Origin of the sequence: Sanguibacter massiliensis, assembly GCF_900240335.1 — a bacterium.
GTDB classification, from domain to species: Bacteria; Actinomycetota; Actinomycetes; order Actinomycetales; family Cellulomonadaceae; genus Flavimobilis; species Flavimobilis massiliensis.
The window spans coordinates 895,352-912,080 of the sequence record NZ_LT964979.1 but is presented as its reverse complement, the minus strand read 5'-3'; the positions used below and the strand labels follow the sequence as shown (position 1 = coordinate 912,080).

The following is a 16,729-nucleotide window of genomic DNA, read 5'->3' as shown; positions in this document are numbered from 1 at the left end:
CCGGCCCGGACTCGAGACCGTCACCGCGACGTACGTCGATGCGGGGGTCGACCCCGCCCAACTCAACCTCGGCATGGCCGCACGCTCGGACGGGGACCGGCGGCCCGGCCCTGACACTCGTCTTGTAGGAATCCCACAACGAGCACGCGGGGCGCGTGCGTGCGCCGTGCACGTGCGCGCCCAGCGCGCGCGGGTAGCGTCGAACGCGTGTCGTACCTCGGTCGACACGTCGACCTGCGCTTGCGGACGACGCACCGCACCCACCCACCCCTGGAGGTCCCCACGTGACCGAGCCCCGTACCGTCCTCGTCACCGGCGCCAACCGCGGCATCGGCCGGGCGATCGCCGAGCGCTTCGTCGCCGCGGGCGACCGCGTCGCGACGATCTACCGCGGTGGCGACCTGCCCGAGGGCGTCGTCGGTGCGATCGCGGACGTCACCGACACCGCGGCCGTCGACGCGGCGTTCACCGAGATCGAGGCCCAGCTCGGCCCCGTCGAGGTGCTCGTCGCCAACGCGGGCGTCACGAAGGACCAGCTCCTCATGCGGATGACCGACGAGGAGTTCGAGCAGGTCATCGACGTCAACCTCACGGGCACGTTCCGCTGCGTGCGCCGCGCCTCCAAGGGCATGATCCGGCTGCGTCGCGGCCGCATCGTCCTCATCTCTTCGGTCGTCGGCCTCTACGGCGGCGCCGGCCAGGTCAACTACGCGGCGTCGAAGGCCGCGCTCGTCGGCATGGCACGCTCGATCACGCGCGAGCTCGGCGGCCGCGGCATCACCGCGAACGTCGTCGCCCCCGGCTTCATCGAGACCGCCATGACGGACGCGTTGCCGGCCGAGCGCCAGGCGCAGTACAAGGCGTCGATCCCCGCGGGCCGCTTCGCGCAGCCCGAGGAGGTCGCGGGCGTCGTCCACTTCCTCGCCTCCGACGAAGCCGCCTACGTCTCGGGCGCCGTCGTGCCCGTTGACGGCGGCCTCGGCATGGGCCACTGACCACCGATATCCTCTTCTGCGGAACTCCCCGCGCGAGGGTGCGCACGGCCCCGGCCGACGCCGCCCGCGTGCGCGACGAAAGGAACTAGACCATGGGCCTCCTCGAGGGCAAGAAGCTGCTCGTCACCGGTGTCCTCACCGACCACTCGATCGCATTCCACGTCGCGCGTCTCGCCCAGCTCGAGGGGGCCGAGGTCGTCCTCACGTCCTTCGGTCGGCAGATGCGCCTCACCCAGGCGATCGCCAAGCGGCTCCCCGCGCCCGCGCCCGTCATCGAGCTCGACATCACCGACGACGAGCACCTCGCGTCGCTCGCCGAGCGGCTGCGCGAGCACGTCGACCACCTCGACGGCGCCGTCCACTCGATCGGTTTCGCGCCGCAGTCCGTCATGGGCGGCAACTTCCTCGCGGGCGAGTGGGCGGACGTCGCCACCGCCCTCGAGGTCTCGGCGTTCTCGCTCAAGTCGCTCGCGGTCGCCGTGAAGCCGCTCATGACCGGTGGCGGCTCGATCGTCGGCCTCACGTTCGACGCATCGTTCGCGTGGCCCGTCTACGACTGGATGGGTGTCGCCAAGGCCGCGTTCGAGTCGACGTCGCGCTACCTCGCGCGTGACCTCGGCCCCGACGGCATCCGCGTCAACCTCGTCTCCGCCGGCCCCATCCGCACGACGGCCGCGAAGTCCATCCCCGGCTTCGAGAAGATGGAGGGCGGCTGGCCCGAGCGCGCGCCGCTCGGCTGGGACCAGACGGATCCCGAGCCGACCGCCCGCGCGGTGGCGGCGCTCCTGAGCGACTGGTTCCCCGCGACGACCGGCGAGATCGTCCACGTCGACGGCGGGGTCCACGCCATGGGACTCTAGTTCCATGCCCACGACGACGCGGACGCTTGTCGTCCTCCGCCACGCCAAGGCCGAGCCCGCCCAGGGCGGCTCCGACGAGATCCGCCCGCTCGCCCTCACGGGACGCCGGCAGGCGTCCTCGGTGGGGCACCACCTCCAGGACGCGGGGCTTCTCCCCGAGGTCGTCCTCGTCTCGACGGCGCTCCGTACGCGGCAGACGTGGGATCTCGCGCAGGCCGGCCTGCGCGAGATCGCACCGGAGGTCGACCTGCGCGACGAGCTCTACGCGGCGTCTGCGGGCGACCTCCTCGACGCCGTGCGTGGCGTCGACGCGCGCGTGCGCACGCTCCTCGTCGTCGGTCACGAGCCCGCGGTGTCGGGCCTCGCGGCATACCTTGCGGGCGACGGCTCCGACTCGTCGGCCGTCGCGCAGGTGCGCGCAGGCGTGCCGACCGCGTCGCTCAGCGTCCTGCGGGCCGAGGGCCCGTGGGACGGGTGGGGACGTGGCAGCGCCCGCCTCGAGGGCGTCTTCCGCCCGCAGGTCTGACGACTTCCGCCTCCACGACGGATTGATGCTGGACCCCCGTTGAACGGGGGCCCAGCATCAATCCGTCGTGAGGGGCGCTCAGGGCGTGTGCGCTCAGTGAGTGAGCGCTGCGATCTCGCGGTCGATGATCGCGAGCGCCGCGTCGAGCCGCGGCCCGTCGACGCTGAACGGCGCCTGCGCACGCACGACGGGCTTCGCGTCGAACGCGATGCCGATCTGGGCCGCACCGATCATCGCAAGATCGTTCGCGCCGTCGCCGATCGCGATCGTCCGGGACATGTCGATGCCCTCGTCCGCCGCGAACGCACGCAGCGTCTCCTCCTTGACCTCGCGGTCGATGACGGGTCCGGTGGTCCGGCCCGTGAGGACGCCGTCGGCAACCTCGAGCCGGTTTGCGCGGACGTGCGTGATGCCGGCGCGCGCCGCGAGCGGCAGGACGACCTCCTCGAACCCGCCCGAGACGAGCCCGACGACCCAGCCGCGCGACTGCGCCTCGGCGACGAGATCGAGCGCGCCCGGCGTCACCGTCACCTGCGCGAGGACGTCGTCGAACACCGACGTCGGCAGGCCGGCGAGGAGCGCGACGCGACGCTCAAGCGACTCGCCGAAGTCGATCTCGCCGCGCATCGCGGCGCCCGTGACGTCCGCGACCTCCTCGAGCGCGCCCGCGCGGGCGGCGAGGAGCTCGATGACCTCCGCGGTGATGAAGGTGGAGTCGACGTCCATGACGAGGAGCCAGCGGTCTGCCTGGGGAGTGGTCACGGGCCAAGGATAGGGAGCACCCGGACGCGCTGTCCGGAGGGCCCGCCACGCGGACGCGCGCACCGTCGACGCACGCCGGCCGGATGCACAGCGCTCGGCCCTGCGACGCCGCGGAGGCACGATGCCCCAGAAGCACGATGCCCCCGGCCGCACGGCCGGGGGCATCGTCAACGAGCTGCGTCACCGGGTGACGCGTGAGCCCTTGGGGATCACTGTGATGCCAGACTCCGTCACCGTGTAGCCGCGGGCCCGGTCGGCCTCGGCGTCGAAGCCGATGCGCGCATTCTCCTCGATGACGACACCCTTGTCGATGATGCAGCGGTTGACCTGCGCGTAGCGGCCGACGGTGACGTCGTCGAGGATGACCGAGTCCGCGACCATCGACCACGAGTGCAGGCGCGACCCCGGGGAGACGATCGAGCCCGAGACTTGGGCGCCCGAGACGATGACGCCGGGGGAGACGATCGAGTCGACCGCGTGCCCCAGACGACCTGCGCCCGCGTGGACGAACTTCGCGGGCGGCAGCCCGACGTAGCCCGTGTAGAGCGGCCACGCACTGTTGTAGAGGTTGAAGACGGGGCGGGTCGCGATGAGGTCCATGTTCGCGTCGTAGTACGCGTCGAGCGTCCCGACGTCGCGCCAGTAGTCGCGGTCGCGGTCTGTCGAGCCGGGCACGTCGTTCCGGATGAAGTCGTAGACCGACGCGGTGCCGCGCGCGACGAACGCGGGGACAATGTCGCCGCCCATGTCGTGGCGGCTCGAGGTGTCGTCGGCGTCGCGCGTCACGGCCTCGACGAGCGCCTCGGCGGTGAAGACGTAGTTGCCCATCGAGGCGAGGACCTCACCGGGGGAGTCCGCGAGCCCGACCGGGTCGGTCGGCTTCTCGAGGAATGCGCGGATCTTCGTCGGGTCCGTGGGATCGGTGTCGATGACACCGAACTGGTCCGCGAGACCGATCGGCTGGCGGATTCCCGCGACCGTGAGCTCGGCGCCCGACTCGACGTGCGCGTCGACCATCTGGGAGAAGTCCATGCGGTACACGTGGTCGGCACCGACGACGACGACGATGTCGGGCTTCTCCTCGTGGATGATGTTGAGGCACTGGTAGATCGCGTCGGCGCTGCCGAGGTACCAGTGCTTGCCGACGCGCTGCTGCGCGGGGACCGGCGCTACGAAGTTGCCCAGCAGGTGTGACATGCGCCAGGTCTTTGAGATGTGCCGGTCGAGGCTGTGCGACTTGTACTGCGTGAGCACGACGATCTGCAGGTAGTGCGAGTTCACGAGGTTGGACAGCGCGAAGTCGATGAGGCGGTAGATGCCGCCGAACGGCACCGCGGGCTTGGCCCGGTCTGCCGTCAGTGGCATCAGCCGCTTTCCTTCTCCGCCTGCAAGGACGATTGCCAGGACCCGAGGAGCAGCCATGACGAAACCCTAGTGGCACGCGGGTCGTTCCGGGACCATCGACGCGAAGGATGTCGCCGGTCGGACATCTTCCGGTCACCTAGGGTGGGCCAGCCCCGTGCCGGTCGTGATTCCGGGCGCGCGGCCCGCTACGGTTCGTCCTGTGAGAGTCGATCTTCTGACCCGTGAGTTCCCGCCCTACGTCTACGGCGGTGCCGGCGTGCACGTCGCGGAGCTCTCGGCGGTGCTGCGTGCGCACGCCGACGTCCGTGTCCACTGCTTCGACGGTCCGCGCGACGCGGCCGAGCAGCCGGGTGTCACGGGCTACACGGCGCCCGAGGAGCTCGCGGCCGCGAACCCCGCGCTGTCGACGTTCGGCGTCGACCTCGAGATGGCCGCGGGCGTCGCGGGGACGGACCTCGTCCACTCGCACACCTGGTACGCGAACCTCGCTGGGCACCTGGGCGGACTGCTCCACGGCGTGCCGCACGTCATCTCGGCGCACTCCCTCGAGCCACTGCGGCCGTGGAAGGCCGAGCAGCTCGGCGGCGGCTACGCCCTGTCGTCGTGGGCTGAGCGCACCGCGTACGAAGCCGCCGACGCGATCATCGCGGTCTCGGGGGGCATGCGCGCCGACATCCTGCGCTCCTACCCGTCGATCGACCCCGCACGCGTCCATGTCGTCCACAACGGCATCGACCTGGCCGTGTGGCAGCGCCCGACGGGCGACGCGGCCCGCGTCGGCGACGACGCAGTGCGCGGCCTCGGCGTCGACCCCGGCCGTCCGGCCGTCGTCTTCGTCGGCCGCATCACGCGCCAGAAGGGCCTGCCGTACCTTCTGCGCGCGGCCGAGCAGCTGCCCGCCGACGTCCAGCTCGTCCTGTGCGCGGGCTCGCCCGACACCCCGCAGATCGCCGAGGAGGTCTCGACCGCGGTCGCCGAGCTCTCGAAGCGCCGCTCGGGCGTCGTGTGGATTGAGGAGATGCTCCCGCGCGAGACGCTCGTCGCGCTCCTCGCAGCGTGCACCGTCTTCGTGTGCCCGTCGATCTACGAGCCCCTCGGCATCGTGAACCTCGAGGCCATGGCCGTCGGGCTTCCTGTCGTCGGTTCCGCGACCGGCGGCATCCCCGAGGTCGTCGACGACGGCGTCACGGGGCTACTCGTGCCGATCGACCAGGTCCAGGACGGCACCGGGACGCCGATCGACCCCGACCGCTTCGTCAGCGATCTCGCCGACGCCCTCGTCCAGGTCGTCTCCGACCCCGAGCGTGCCGCCGAGATGGGCCGCGCCGCGCGGAAGCGCGTCGAGGACCACTTCGCGTGGACCGCGATCGGCGAGCGCACGATGGACGTCTACAGGTCGGTGCTCGAGGGCCGCTGAGGCGGATCCTGGACGGCCGTGACGTGCCACGTCACGGCCGACAGCAGGCGTCGGGCCGCACGGTCGACGTCCGTGAGGGCGGTCGCGCTCGCCCACGTCGTCGTCACCTCCCCGGGACGCGCGCGGGGCCGGCCTGCCGTCGACCGCGAGCCACAACGCAAGGCGCACGGAACGGGGCACGGGCAAGGTGGCGCCGCTCACGTCTCCACGGTACGCCGGGGTGCCGTCCCACGTCGCGGGGGCGTCGCCGTTAGGCTCGGAGCCATGACCGAGGTCCTCGCCCTGCACGACGTTACCGTCCGCCGCTCCGGAACCAACATCATCGACGAGGTCTCCTGGACAGTCCATGACACCGACAGGTGGGTGGTCCTCGGCCGCAACGGTGCCGGCAAGACGACGCTCCTGCAGATCGCCGCCGCTCGCATGCACCCGACGCGGGGCTCCGCCGACATCCTCGGTGAGCGGCTCGGCCGGGTCGACGTCTCCGAGCTGCGGCCGCGGATCGGTCTCGCGAGCGCCGCCCTCGCCGAGAACATCTCGGCGGTCGAGACGGTCGAGGACGTCGTCCTCACGGCCGCGTACGGCATGACGGGCCGCTGGCGCGAGCAGTACGACGAGGTCGACCACGGCCGTGCGAAGGACCTGCTGCGCCTCTTCGGCCTCTCGGGCTTCGAGCGTCGGACGTTCGGAACCCTGAGCGAGGGCGAGCGCAAGCGCGTGCAGATCGCCCGCTCGCTCATGGCGGACCCCGAGCTTCTGCTCCTCGACGAGCCTGCCGCGGGTCTCGACCTCGGCGGCCGAGAGGAGCTCGTCGCGGCGCTCGCCGAGATTGCGAGCGACCGTCGTTCGCCCGTGCTCGTCCTCGTCACTCACCACGTCGAGGAGATCCCGCCGCACTTCACGCACGCGCTCCTGCTGCGGGAGGGCCGCGCGTTCCTCGCCGGTCCGATCGACCAGGTCGTCACGAGCGAGAACCTGTCCGACGCGTTCGGGCTGCCTCTCGTGGTGACGCGCGACGGCGCCCGGTTCTCGGCACGCGGACGCTGACCCAGCAGGCTTTTTCGCAGGACAAACGCCCCTGCTGCTGGTAAAGTCACGGCAAAACGGTCCGTCGGCGTCGGCGTGACCACGGAGGGGGAGCCATGGACTGGTACTGGTGGGTCGCGATCATGCTCGCGCTCGTCGCGATCGAGGCGATAACCCTCGACCTCGTGCTGTTCATGTTCGCCGGTGGTGCCCTCGGTGCCGCGATCGTCGCGGCGGCGGGCGGTGACCTCGTCTGGCAGGTCGTCGTGTTCGCCATCGTCTCGACAATCCTCCTTGCCGCCCTGCGGCCCTTCATGCTCAAGTCGCTGCGGAAGCGGGGGGAGAACCTTCCCGAGACGAACGCTGCGGCCCTCAAGGGGCGCGAGGCGATCGTCGTCGACGACGTCTCCGAGCACGCCGGCCTCGTCAAGCTCGCGGGTGAGGTCTGGTCCGCCCGCACCGAGGGCGACGCCGTCATCGCAGCGGGCACCGAGGTGCGCGTCGTGCGCATCGCGGGCGCGATCGCGATCGTCACCCGCAGCGACCATCCCGCGTCGGCCTGACGCACATCCGACACGGGGCGTGACGCCGCGCACCGGGTCGCACCGCACGCCTGCACCGCCACCACGAACCAGGGAGCCGCTCCATGCCTGAGGATGTCACCCTCAACTTCGGGATCGTCCTCGCGATCGTCCTCGCGATCGTCGTCCTCATCGTCATCGGCAAGTCCGTCCGCATCGTCCCGCAGGCTCAGACCTGGCTCGTCGAGCGGCTCGGCCGCTACTCGCACTCGTTCGAGGCCGGACTCCACCTGCTCATCCCGTTCGTCGACCGGGTCCGCGCCCAGGTCGACCTCCGCGAGCAGGTCGTCTCGTTCCCGCCGCAGCCCGTCATCACGTCGGACAACCTCGTCGTGAGCATCGACACCGTCATCTACTTCCAGGTGACGGACCCCAAGTCGGCCGTCTACGAGATCGCCAACTACATCGTCGGTATCGAGCAGCTCACCGTGACGACGCTCCGCAACGTCATCGGCTCGATGGACCTCGAGCAGACCCTCACGAGCCGCGACCAGATCAACGGCCAGCTCCGTGGCGTCCTCGACGAGGCGACGGGACGCTGGGGCATCCGCGTCAACCGCGTCGAGCTCAAGGCGATCGACCCGCCCGCGTCCGTCCAGGGCTCGATGGAGCAGCAGATGCGCGCCGAGCGTGACCGGCGTGCCGCGATCCTCACGGCCGAGGGTGTCAAGCAGTCGCAGATCCTCACCGCCGAGGGTGAGAAGCAAGCGTCGATCCTCCGCGCCGAGGGTGCCGCCCAGTCGCGCATCCTCGAGGCCGAGGGTGAGGCGCGCGCGATCCTCCAGGTCTTCGACGCCATTCACGCCGGTGACGCCGACCCCAAGCTCCTCGCGTACCAGTACCTGCAGAAGCTCCCCGAGATCGCCAACGGCACCTCGTCGAAGCTCTGGCTCGTCCCGACGGAGTTCACCGCAGCGCTCGGCGCCATCACGGCGGGCCTCGGTGGCACGGCCCCGACCTCGCCCGCTGCCCCGGCCGACGGGTCCGAGGCGGCCGCAGCACGACGCCGCGAGCGGCTCTCGTTCGAGTCGTCCGGGCTGCGCGACCCTGCCGAGGCACTCGCCGAGGCGCGTCGCGAGGCCGAGGCCGCGACGGCCGACGCGACGACCGCAGGTCAGCGTTCTGGGCGCCCGTTCGACCCGGACGCCGCACGAGGTCAGCAGCCCGGGTTCCCCGCGGCGCAGCCACCGGCGCACGCTGCCCCGGCCGCACCGCCCTACCAGTCGCAGGCTCCGGCACCGACGTACCAGCCGCAACCCCCCGCGCAGGACGACGGGCAGCCGCCAGCACCGCCCGCGCCGCCGGCACCCTGACGCACGGCACGACCGCGCACTGACAGCGCGCCCCGGGACCTCCGGGGCGCGCCGTCGTCGTCCGCCGTCGTCCTGCTCCATCGAGCATGCCGTGACGTGTCCCCGCAGGGGAACGCTCCGAACCCTGCAATGATCCTCCCGTGACCACGCCCTTCACCCCGACCCTTCGCCGTGATGGCTTCACGCTCACGCACTACTCCGTCCTCGTCGTGTGGGGGTGGTTCCTCTACTCCTTCAGCCCGTCGGTGCCGCTGCTCGCGGAGGACCTCGGCGTCTCCAAGGCCGTCGGCGGGCTCCATGGCACCGCAATGGCAGCGGGCGCGATCACTGCGGCGCTCGTCCTGCCGCACCTGATCCGCTTCCTGGGGCGGCAGCGGCTGCTCGTCGCGAGCCTTGTGACGGTCGCGGTCGGCGTCACCTGTTTCGTCCTCGCCCCCAGCATCGCCCTCACGCTGCCCTCGATCGCCGTCGTCGCGCTCGGCGGCAACATCGCGCTCTCGGTCGCGCAGCTCAACCTCTCGCAGCGTCACGGTCCCGCGGCGCCAGCCGCGATCTCCGAGGCCAACGGGGCAGGCTCGGGCATCGGCCTCCTCGGACCGCTCGCGGTGGGCCTTGCCGTCGGGATCGGCTGGGGCTGGCGGGCCGCGGTCGTCGTCGCCGTCACCCTCGCGCTCACCGTTGCGTTCGCTGTGTCGCGTCTGCCGCGCGACGTCCCCGGTCCAGGCACGCAGGCCCGCGACGTCGCGGATCCGGTGCCCGAGGGTCCTCTGGTCACCAGCTCCGTGAGTGTGACGTCGCGGCGGCTCGCCCCTGGGACGTCCGGGCTTCTCGTCGCGCTCGTCGCGGCGATGACTCTTGAGAACGCGACGACGTACTGGTCGACGTCGCTCGTCCTCGAGCGCACGGGCGCTGACGAGAGCATCGCGACCGCGACGACTGCCGGCCTGCTCGGCGGTATGACGGTCGTCCGGTTCCTTGGGACGACCCTGACCCGGAGGTTCGGGGCCGACCGGGTCCTCGCCGCGAGCTTCGTCCTCGCGATCGCGGGCTGGGCGGTCCTCTGGACCGCACACACGCCGGGCGTCGCCGTCGCCGGGCTCGTCGTCGCGGGTCTCGGGTACGGCGCGCAGTACCCCCTGACGATCGCGCTGCTCCTTGGCATCGCACGCGAGGGCGCCGACCGGGCTCAAGCCGTCGCGACGTTCGTCGCAGGTGCCACCGTCGGCATCGCCCCGTTCCTCCTCGGAGCGGCGGCCGACGCGGTCGGCACGCACACGGCGTTCGTCGCCATCCCCGTCATGGCGGTGCTCGGAGCCGTCGGCGTGATGCTCGGCGCGCGCAACGCGCGGGCGCACGGGCTGCTCTGAGCCCCGCGCCAGGCGCACTGCGGCAGGCGTCCCGCGCCGAGCCTGGCTGGCATGCGTGACAATAGACCGTGCCCACGAACCCTGCTGACACCGTGCTGCCCGCCGACCTCGACCTCGTCGAGATCACCGACGTCACCGCGCCCGGCCTCGAGGACTACGTCGCGCTCACCGACGTGAGGCTGCGATCGCGCACGGAGCCTGGCAAGGGTCTCTACATCGCGGAGTCTTCGACCGTCATCCGGCGGGCGCTCGCCGCGGGCCATCGGCCGCGCTCGTTCTTCATGGAGCACAAGTGGTTGACGTCCATGGCGGACGTGCTCGCCGAGCACCCGGGGGTGCCCGTCTACACGGGCACGGCCGAGGTCCTCGAACAGGTCACCGGGTTCCACCTCCACCGCGGGGCGCTCGCCTCGATGCACCGGCCCGCGCTCTCGCCCGTCACCGAGCTGCTCGCGGCGGCGCGTGGCGGGCAGGGCGCGCGCCGTGTCGTCGTCCTCGAGGACACGGTCGATCACACGAACGTCGGCGCCGCGATGCGCGCGTGCGCGGCGATGGGCGTCGACGCGGTGCTCTTCACGCCCTCGTGCGCCGACCCGCTCTACCGGCGGGCCGTGCGGGTCTCGATGGGCACCGTCTTCCAGGTGCCGTGGACCCGCTTCGAGCACTGGCCTGCGGGCCCCGCGGACGGTGCGGCCGACGGCGTCGAGCTGCTGCGGTCGCTCGGCTTCACGGTCGCGGCGCTCGCGCTTGAGGACGACTCGGTGAGCCTCGACGTCCTCGAGCACGACACCCCCGAGAAGCTGGCGCTCGTCTTCGGCACGGAGGGCGATGGCCTCAAGAAGCGCACGATCACGGCGTGCGACCTCACCGTGAAGATCCCCATGGCGGGCGGCGTGGACTCGCTTAATGTCGCGTCGGCCGTTGCGGTGGCGGGCTGGGCGACCCGGGTGCGGTGACGCACGGCCGCTTCGATCGCTCGTGGCGAAACTGTTCAGCAGATCTGGCACTCGGGGGGTCAGAGTGCTAAAAATAGAGGCGTAGCCACGGCGCCGGACTCCGGCGTCCCGACCCCCGGAAGGTCCGGGGGATCTTCTGCGGAGGTGAACAAGATGGCTGCTCAGCGAGACCCTTTCCGTGAGATGGACCGACTCTTCGGCGCGATGCTCGGCGGCCCGCGCGACAACGCCGGCATGCCGATGGACCTGTTCCGCACCGACGACCACTACGTCCTCAACATCGACCTGCCCGGTGTCGACCCCGGCACGATCGACGTCTCCGTCGAGGACCGCACCCTCACCATCCGGGCCGAGCGCAGCGCCCGGGACGAGGTCAACCAGTGGCTGCTCCGCGAACGCCCCTCCGGCACGTTCGCCCGCCAGCTCACCGTCGGGCGCGGCCTGGCGCTCGACAGGATCAACGCCAGCTACCGCGACGGCGTGCTCGCGCTCACCATCCCGGTCGCCGAGGAAGCCCGCCCGCGCCGCATCGAGGTCGTCCACGACACCGGCGCGCCCGCTCTCGAGGCCGCGACGAGCTGATCCACGCACCCTCCTGCGCCCCGCGACGGGCCACCGCACGCCGGTGGCCCGTCGTCGTGCGTCCGGCCCCGCACCGTTCGACGGAAGCACTGACGGCGGCACTCGACGACCGTGATCGACCGTCCACGCTCGGGTCGCGCGACGCGCGCTCCGCTGCCACCCTGTGACGATGACGAACCTCAGGACTGTGGGAGTCGAGGAGGAGTTCCTCCTCGTCGACGAGACCGGACACCCGACCGCGGTCGCCGCCGCGGTCATCGAGACCGCGCCACCCGAGCTGCGCGAGGGCCCCGCTCACGTGCCGGGCGGAGGCCTCGAGCACGAGCTCATGCTCGAGCAGATCGAGACCGGCACCGTCCCGTGCACCGACCTCACGTCACTCGACGCGGAGATCCGCGCGGGCCGCGCCCGTGTGAACGAGGCCTCGGCCCCGCACGGTGCACGCATCGCGGCCGTCGGCACGAGCCCCGTCCACGTCCTCGGCACGCGCGTCCCCTCGCGGCGCTACGAGCGCGCCGCCGCGCAGTTCGGCCTCACCGCCGACGAGCAGCTGACGAGCGGATGCCACGTCCACGTCGGCGTCACCTCGCGCGCCGAGGGGGTTGCCGTGCTCGACCGCATCGGGCCCTGGCTCGCGCCGCTCCTCGCGATCTCTGCGAACTCCCCGTTCTGGCAGGGCGTCGACACGTCGTACGAGTCCTACCGCGCCCAGGTATGGTCGCGCTGGCCCACCGCCGGACCGGTCCGCACGTTCGGCTCGGTCGACGCGTACGACGACGCCGTCGCACGACTCCTCGCGACCGGGACGATCCTCGACACCGGCATGATCTACTTCGACGCGCGACTCTCGGCGCGGTACCCCACGGTCGAGATCCGCGTCGCCGACGTGTGCCTCGCGCCCGCGACCGCAACCCTCGTCGCGGCCCTCGCCCGCGCCCTCGTCGAGACCGCCGTCCGTGAGCACGCAGCCGGGCAGCCGCTGCCCGAGCTGCACCCCGAGGTGCTGCGCGCCGCGGCGTGGCGCGCGAGCCGCTCGGGGCTTGCCGACGACCTCGTCGATCCCGCGACGTGGCGGCGCGCGCCCGCGCACGACGTCGTTGGCAGCCTCGTCGACCACGTCCGCCCCGCCCTCGCCGACGCGGGCGATCTCGACGCAGTCACCGAGATGCTCGGCGGCCTGTGGTCGCGGGGCGGGGGAGCGCGACGCCAGCGGGCCTGGTTTGCCGAGTCGGGCGACGTCCTCGACGTCATGCGGCGCGCGGCCGACGCGACCGTCGGCTGACCCGGCCCTCGACGGGGTCAGAGCACCCGGGCGAGCACGAAGTCGTCGTGGACGCGGTCGCCGACCCGCATGTGCTTCGTCCCGACGACCTCGAATCCGTGCTTCCCGTAGAAGCGCTGCGCGCGCTCGTTGCGCTGGTTGACGCCGAGCCACACCGCCGCGACACCACGGGCACGGCCCGCGTCGAGCATCGCCGCCATGAGGAGGGCCGCGACGGGCGTGCCGTGCACCTCCGGGTGCGCGTAGAACTTCGAGAGCATCCGTGACGGCGCCGGCACGACGGCCGTCGACGGCGGCGCCTCGTCGACGACGAGGGCGTACGCGAGGGCCATGCCCGGATGCGCGTCGTCGGTGACGAGCAGCACGTCGCACGACGCGTCGGCGACATGCGCGGCAAGGTGCGCGGCCGTGAGGTTGCCGCGAACGAACTCCGTGATGTCCGCCGGGTCCGTGCCGGGCGGGCACGCGAGCGGGAAGGTGAGGGCCGCGAGCGCGGCCAGCGCCACCGCGTCGTCCGGCGCCGCGGCCCGCACGTGCAGGGTCACCGCGCGTGCGTGACCGTGAGCGTCGCCCTCGCGACCGTGTGGAAGAGCGCCGTGAGCGCGACGGCCGTCGGCGACGCCTCCGCGTCGAGATCGAGCGAGTCGACGTCGAGTGCGTGCACGGCGAACACGTAGCGGTGCGGGCGGTCGCCCGCGGGCGGGGCCGCCCCCGTGTAGTCGTAGCCGCCGCCGTCGTTGCGGACGTGGAACGCCGCACCGTCGAGCATGAGGTCGGACTCGCCGGTCCCCTCGTCGAGCTCGGTGACCTCGGCCGGCACGTCGACGACCGTCCAGTGCCAGAAGCCCGCGGGCGTCGGCGCGTCAGGGTCAAAGCACGAGACGAGGAACGAGCGCGTCGAGGAGGGGAAGCCCGTCCACGACAGCTGCGGCGACGTGTTGCCGCCGTCGGCGGTGTGCTCGGCAGGCATCGCCGCGCCGTCGACGAGTGTCGAGCTCGTCAGCGTGAACTTCGGCACAGCCGGAAGAGAGGCGTAGGGGTCCGGGGCGACGGGGCGCGTGAGGTCCATGCGCCCATCATGGCCCGCGACGCGCCGTGGGTCACGCGACCCGGCGCGTGTTTCCCGAGCGACGACGCGGGGGCGGCGCCCGACCGGTGGTCGGACGCCGCCCCCGCGTCGCCGCGGTCAGGCACCCACGAGCACGCGCTCGGGAGCGGCGACGGCACGTGCTGCTGCGGGCCTCGCCCGCAGCAGACGCATGGCGTTGGCAATGACGAGGAGCACCGACGCCTCGTGGACGAGCATGCCGACCGCCATCGTCACCCCGCCCGCGAACACCCCCGCGAGGAGGACGGCGACCGTGACGAGCGCGACCGCGATGTTCTGCCGCATGACGGCCACCGTGCGGCGCGCGAGCCGGATCGCGTCGGGCAGACGCAGCAGGTCGTCCTGGACGAGCGCGATGTCCGCGGTCTCGACCGCGACCCCCGTGCCGCCGAGACCCATCGCGACGCCGACGTCCGCGACTGCAAGCGCCGGGGCGTCGTTGACGCCGTCGCCGACCATCGCGACGACGTGCCCCTCGGCACGTAGCCGCTCGACGACCTCGAGCTTGTCCTCGGGCAGGAGCGCCGCATGGACCTCGTCGACGCCGACCGCCGCGCCGACGGCCTCCGCGACCGGCCGTGCGTCGCCCGTGAGCATGACGACCCGGCGCACACCGTTCGCGTGGAGCCGCGCAACCATCTCCGCGGCATCGTCGCGGACACGGTCCGCGACGCCGAGGACACCGACGACCTCCCCGTCGAGCGCGACGATCATGGGCGTGCGCCCGAGGCCCGCGAGACGCTCGGCCTCGGCTGCCGCGACGTCGTGCGTCATGGCCTCCACGGCGAGCAGCGCGAGGTTGCCGACCGCGACCCGACGGCCTTCGACCGTCGCGACGACGCCCTTGCCGGGCACAGGCTCGGTGTGCTCGGGAAGCCCCGGCACGTCGAGCCCCTCGGCGCGAGCGGCGTCGAGCACGGGCCGCGCGAGCGGGTGCTCCGAGCCGGCCTCGGCGCGGGCTGCCCACCGCAGGACGTCGGCCCGCGTGAGCGCGTCGTCGAGAACCGTGACGTCCGTGAGGACCGGCCGGCCCTCGGTGAGCGTGCCCGTCTTGTCGAGCGCGACCGCGCTGATGCGCGCGCTCGTCTCGAGGTGGTCGCCGCCCTTGATGAGCGTCCCGTCCCGCGCACCGCGGCCGATGCCGGCGACGACGGCGACAGGGATCGAGATGACGAGCGCGCCCGGGCATCCGATGACGAGCAGCGTGAGCGCGAGCACGACGTCACCCGTGGTCAGGCCCGCGACGAGTGCGGCGACGATGATGCCCGGCGTGTACCAGGCGGAGAACCGTTCCATGAACGTCTGCGTGCGCGCCTTGGCGTCCTGCGCCTCCTCGACGCGGTGGATGATCCGCGCGAGCGTCGTGTCCGCGCCCACGCCGGTCGCCCGCACCTGGAGCAGACCGCCGTGGGAGACGGTGCCGGCGAAGACGCGGTCGCCCGCGACCTTCTCGACGGGGATCGACTCGCCAGTGATCGACGCCTCGTCGAGTGCTCCAGTCCCGCCCGTGACCTCGCCGTCGACGGGGACCTTGGCGCCGTTCTTCACGACGACGATCTCGCCCGGGCGCACCGCGCCCGCGGGCACCTCGACCTGCGTGCCGTCCCGCAGGACGACCGCGACGTCGGGGGCGACGGCGACGAGCTCGGCGAGCGCCGAGCGGGTGCGGTCCATCGTGCGGACCTCGAGCGCGTGCCCGAACGCGAAGAGGAAGGTCACCGCGGCGGCCTCCCAGTACTCGCCGATGACGAGAGCCCCGATCGCGGCGATCGAGACGAGCAGGTCGATCGCGACGACCTTGACGAGGAGTGCGCGCACGGCCGTGCGGACGATGCGTGCGCCCGCGACGAGGGCTGCAACGACCATGAGGACGTCGGAGACGATGAGCGCGGTCGGGACGGCGTGCGCCTCGCCGTGACCGGCGCCGAACGGGTTGACGCCGACGGACAACGACGCGACCGCGGCGGCGACGATGAGAGCCCCGGCAACCGTCGGGACACCCCAGGGGCCGCGCAGCCAGCGTGACAGGGAACTCATGTTGCTTCCTTCCGTGAGGAGGTGCGCGCCCCGGACGGGGCGACGCGGTGTCGTCCCCGCGGGGACGAGCGGTGACGGCGCGGCCCGGCCGCGCCGTCGGAGCCGTCTCAGAAGGCGGCAGGCGCGGACGTGTAGCCGGCCTTGGCGACCTCGGCGACGAGCGCGTCGACCGTGACGAGGGCAGGGTCGTGGTCGATCTCGATGCGACCCGACGCGAACTTCACGGCGACGTTCGCGACGCCGTCGAGGCGGCCGACCTGCTTCTCGATCTTCGTGACGCACGACGGGCAGCTGAAGCCCTCGGCGCGCAGGACCGTGCGGGTGGCGGGTGTGGAGGTGGTGGTCATGACGAGCCTTCTTCCGGTCGGTGCTGCTGGTGAGCCCCGCAGTTGTTCCTGCGGTGCACCACCGACACTAGGAAGCCGCCGGCGCGGGTGGCATGACGGCCGTCAATCAACCGCAGCATCCGCTGCGACCTGCGGTGATGCTCGTCACGTCGGGGTGGCGATAGCCTGACCGCGGGCCCCGGACGGAGCTCGCGCGCCCTCGGCG

18 protein-coding genes are annotated in these 16,729 nt (G+C 72.3%); 11 read left to right on the top strand and 7 right to left on the bottom strand.

All coding sequences use genetic code 11. The annotated features are described in order from the left end of the window. The first annotated feature begins 284 nt into the window (after positions 1 to 284). From fabG to C1729_RS04245, 3 genes are all read left to right on the top strand, one after another. Complete coding sequence (gene fabG / locus C1729_RS04255; RefSeq protein WP_102508845.1) at positions 285 to 995, top strand: 3-oxoacyl-ACP reductase FabG; 711 nt, start codon at positions 285 to 287, stop codon at positions 993 to 995. Between the two features lie 92 nt (positions 996 to 1,087). Beyond that, positions 1,088 to 1,855, top strand: coding sequence for an enoyl-ACP reductase FabI (fabI, locus tag C1729_RS04250; RefSeq protein ID WP_102508844.1), 768 nt, complete (start codon positions 1,088 to 1,090; stop codon positions 1,853 to 1,855). Positions 1,856 to 1,859: 4 nt separating this feature from the next. After that, positions 1,860 to 2,381: a SixA phosphatase family protein gene (locus tag C1729_RS04245; RefSeq protein ID WP_102508843.1), complete on the top strand. Its 522-nt coding sequence runs from the start codon at positions 1,860 to 1,862 to the stop codon at positions 2,379 to 2,381. A 93-nt stretch (positions 2,382 to 2,474) separates the two neighbouring features. Here C1729_RS04245 and serB read toward each other — a convergent pair whose 3' ends face one another. Together serB and glgC are read right to left on the bottom strand one after the other, a co-directional pair. Beyond that, positions 2,475 to 3,143, bottom strand: a complete 669-nt coding sequence (gene serB, locus C1729_RS04240; RefSeq protein WP_277985805.1) for a phosphoserine phosphatase SerB — start codon at positions 3,141 to 3,143, stop codon at positions 2,475 to 2,477. Between the two features lie 180 nt (positions 3,144 to 3,323). Further along, positions 3,324 to 4,565, bottom strand: a complete 1,242-nt coding sequence (glgC, locus tag C1729_RS04235; RefSeq protein WP_102508842.1) for a glucose-1-phosphate adenylyltransferase — start codon at positions 4,563 to 4,565, stop codon at positions 3,324 to 3,326. A gap of 142 nt (positions 4,566 to 4,707) precedes the next feature. Here glgC and glgA point away from each other — a divergent pair, with 142 nt between their 5' ends. After that, complete coding sequence (glgA, locus tag C1729_RS04230) at positions 4,708 to 5,925, top strand: glycogen synthase (RefSeq protein WP_102508841.1); 1,218 nt, start codon at positions 4,708 to 4,710, stop codon at positions 5,923 to 5,925. On the opposite strand, the gene C1729_RS15180 is transcribed toward glgA, so the two are convergent. Beyond that, entirely contained in the window at positions 5,898 to 6,032 is a 135-nt protein-coding gene (locus C1729_RS15180; protein ID WP_277985804.1) for a hypothetical protein, read from the bottom strand. The genes glgA and C1729_RS15180 overlap by 28 nt on opposite strands. A gap of 157 nt (positions 6,033 to 6,189) precedes the next feature. On the opposite strand from C1729_RS15180, the gene C1729_RS04225 reads away from it, so the two are divergent. From C1729_RS04225 to C1729_RS04195, 7 genes are all read left to right on the top strand, one after another. Then, complete coding sequence (locus tag C1729_RS04225; RefSeq protein ID WP_102508840.1) at positions 6,190 to 6,972, top strand: ABC transporter ATP-binding protein; 783 nt, start codon at positions 6,190 to 6,192, stop codon at positions 6,970 to 6,972. A 95-nt stretch (positions 6,973 to 7,067) separates the two neighbouring features. Beyond that, a complete protein-coding gene (locus C1729_RS04220; RefSeq protein ID WP_102508839.1) occupies positions 7,068 to 7,514 on the top strand; it encodes an NfeD family protein in 447 nt (148 codons plus the stop codon). An 83-nt stretch (positions 7,515 to 7,597) separates the two neighbouring features. Then, positions 7,598 to 8,845 carry an SPFH domain-containing protein gene (locus C1729_RS04215; RefSeq protein WP_102508838.1) on the top strand — a complete coding sequence of 416 codons (1,248 nt, stop codon included), beginning with the start codon at positions 7,598 to 7,600 and terminating at the stop codon, positions 8,843 to 8,845. Between the two features lie 140 nt (positions 8,846 to 8,985). After that, complete coding sequence (locus tag C1729_RS04210; protein ID WP_102508837.1) at positions 8,986 to 10,212, top strand: MFS transporter; 1,227 nt, start codon at positions 8,986 to 8,988, stop codon at positions 10,210 to 10,212. Between the two features lie 68 nt (positions 10,213 to 10,280). Beyond that, positions 10,281 to 11,168 (top strand): TrmH family RNA methyltransferase, encoded by an 888-nt coding sequence (locus C1729_RS04205; protein WP_242493706.1) that lies wholly within the window; start codon positions 10,281 to 10,283, stop codon positions 11,166 to 11,168. A 153-nt stretch (positions 11,169 to 11,321) separates the two neighbouring features. Then, complete coding sequence (locus C1729_RS04200) at positions 11,322 to 11,750, top strand: Hsp20/alpha crystallin family protein (RefSeq protein WP_102508836.1); 429 nt, start codon at positions 11,322 to 11,324, stop codon at positions 11,748 to 11,750. A gap of 169 nt (positions 11,751 to 11,919) precedes the next feature. Then, positions 11,920 to 13,032, top strand: a complete 1,113-nt coding sequence (locus tag C1729_RS04195; RefSeq protein WP_102510507.1) for a carboxylate-amine ligase — start codon at positions 11,920 to 11,922, stop codon at positions 13,030 to 13,032. Positions 13,033 to 13,049: 17 nt separating this feature from the next. Here the strand turns inward: C1729_RS04195 and C1729_RS04190 are convergent, their stop codons facing one another. The 4 genes from C1729_RS04190 to C1729_RS04175 all read right to left on the bottom strand — a co-directional run bounded on the left by C1729_RS04190 (position 13,050) and on the right by C1729_RS04175 (position 16,524). Further along, positions 13,050 to 13,577: a GNAT family N-acetyltransferase gene (locus C1729_RS04190; protein WP_102508835.1), complete on the bottom strand. Its 528-nt coding sequence runs from the start codon at positions 13,575 to 13,577 to the stop codon at positions 13,050 to 13,052. Then, a complete protein-coding gene (locus C1729_RS04185) occupies positions 13,574 to 14,101 on the bottom strand; it encodes a YbhB/YbcL family Raf kinase inhibitor-like protein (RefSeq protein ID WP_102508834.1) in 528 nt (175 codons plus the stop codon). The genes C1729_RS04190 and C1729_RS04185 overlap by 4 nt, the downstream gene beginning before the upstream one ends. 117 nt (positions 14,102 to 14,218) lie before the next feature. After that, the gene (locus C1729_RS04180) at positions 14,219 to 16,177 is read right to left on the bottom strand and encodes a heavy metal translocating P-type ATPase (RefSeq protein ID WP_102508833.1); all 1,959 of its coding nucleotides are present in this window, start codon (positions 16,175 to 16,177) and stop codon (positions 14,219 to 14,221) included. 107 nt (positions 16,178 to 16,284) lie between these two features. Next, positions 16,285 to 16,524, bottom strand: coding sequence for a heavy-metal-associated domain-containing protein (locus tag C1729_RS04175; RefSeq protein WP_102508832.1), 240 nt, complete (start codon positions 16,522 to 16,524; stop codon positions 16,285 to 16,287). Positions 16,525 to 16,729: the final 205 nt, after the last annotated feature.

Coding starts and splice junctions, on each gene's coding strand:
- fabI (WP_102508844.1), top strand. CDS start 1,088: ATGGGCCTCCTCGAGGGCAAGAAGCTGCTCGTCACCGGTGTCCTCACC.
- C1729_RS04245 (WP_102508843.1), top strand. CDS start 1,860: ATGCCCACGACGACGCGGACGCTTGTCGTCCTCCGCCACGCCAAGGCC.
- glgC (WP_102508842.1), bottom strand. CDS start 4,565: ATGGCTGCTCCTCGGGTCCTGGCAATCGTCCTTGCAGGCGGAGAAGGA.
- C1729_RS04225 (WP_102508840.1), top strand. CDS start 6,190: ATGACCGAGGTCCTCGCCCTGCACGACGTTACCGTCCGCCGCTCCGGA.
- C1729_RS04220 (WP_102508839.1), top strand. CDS start 7,068: ATGGACTGGTACTGGTGGGTCGCGATCATGCTCGCGCTCGTCGCGATC.
- C1729_RS04215 (WP_102508838.1), top strand. CDS start 7,598: ATGCCTGAGGATGTCACCCTCAACTTCGGGATCGTCCTCGCGATCGTC.
- C1729_RS04200 (WP_102508836.1), top strand. CDS start 11,322: ATGGCTGCTCAGCGAGACCCTTTCCGTGAGATGGACCGACTCTTCGGC.
- C1729_RS04195 (WP_102510507.1), top strand. CDS start 11,920: ATGACGAACCTCAGGACTGTGGGAGTCGAGGAGGAGTTCCTCCTCGTC.
- C1729_RS04185 (WP_102508834.1), bottom strand. CDS start 14,101: ATGGACCTCACGCGCCCCGTCGCCCCGGACCCCTACGCCTCTCTTCCG.
- C1729_RS04180 (WP_102508833.1), bottom strand. CDS start 16,177: ATGAGTTCCCTGTCACGCTGGCTGCGCGGCCCCTGGGGTGTCCCGACG.
- C1729_RS04175 (WP_102508832.1), bottom strand. CDS start 16,524: ATGACCACCACCTCCACACCCGCCACCCGCACGGTCCTGCGCGCCGAG.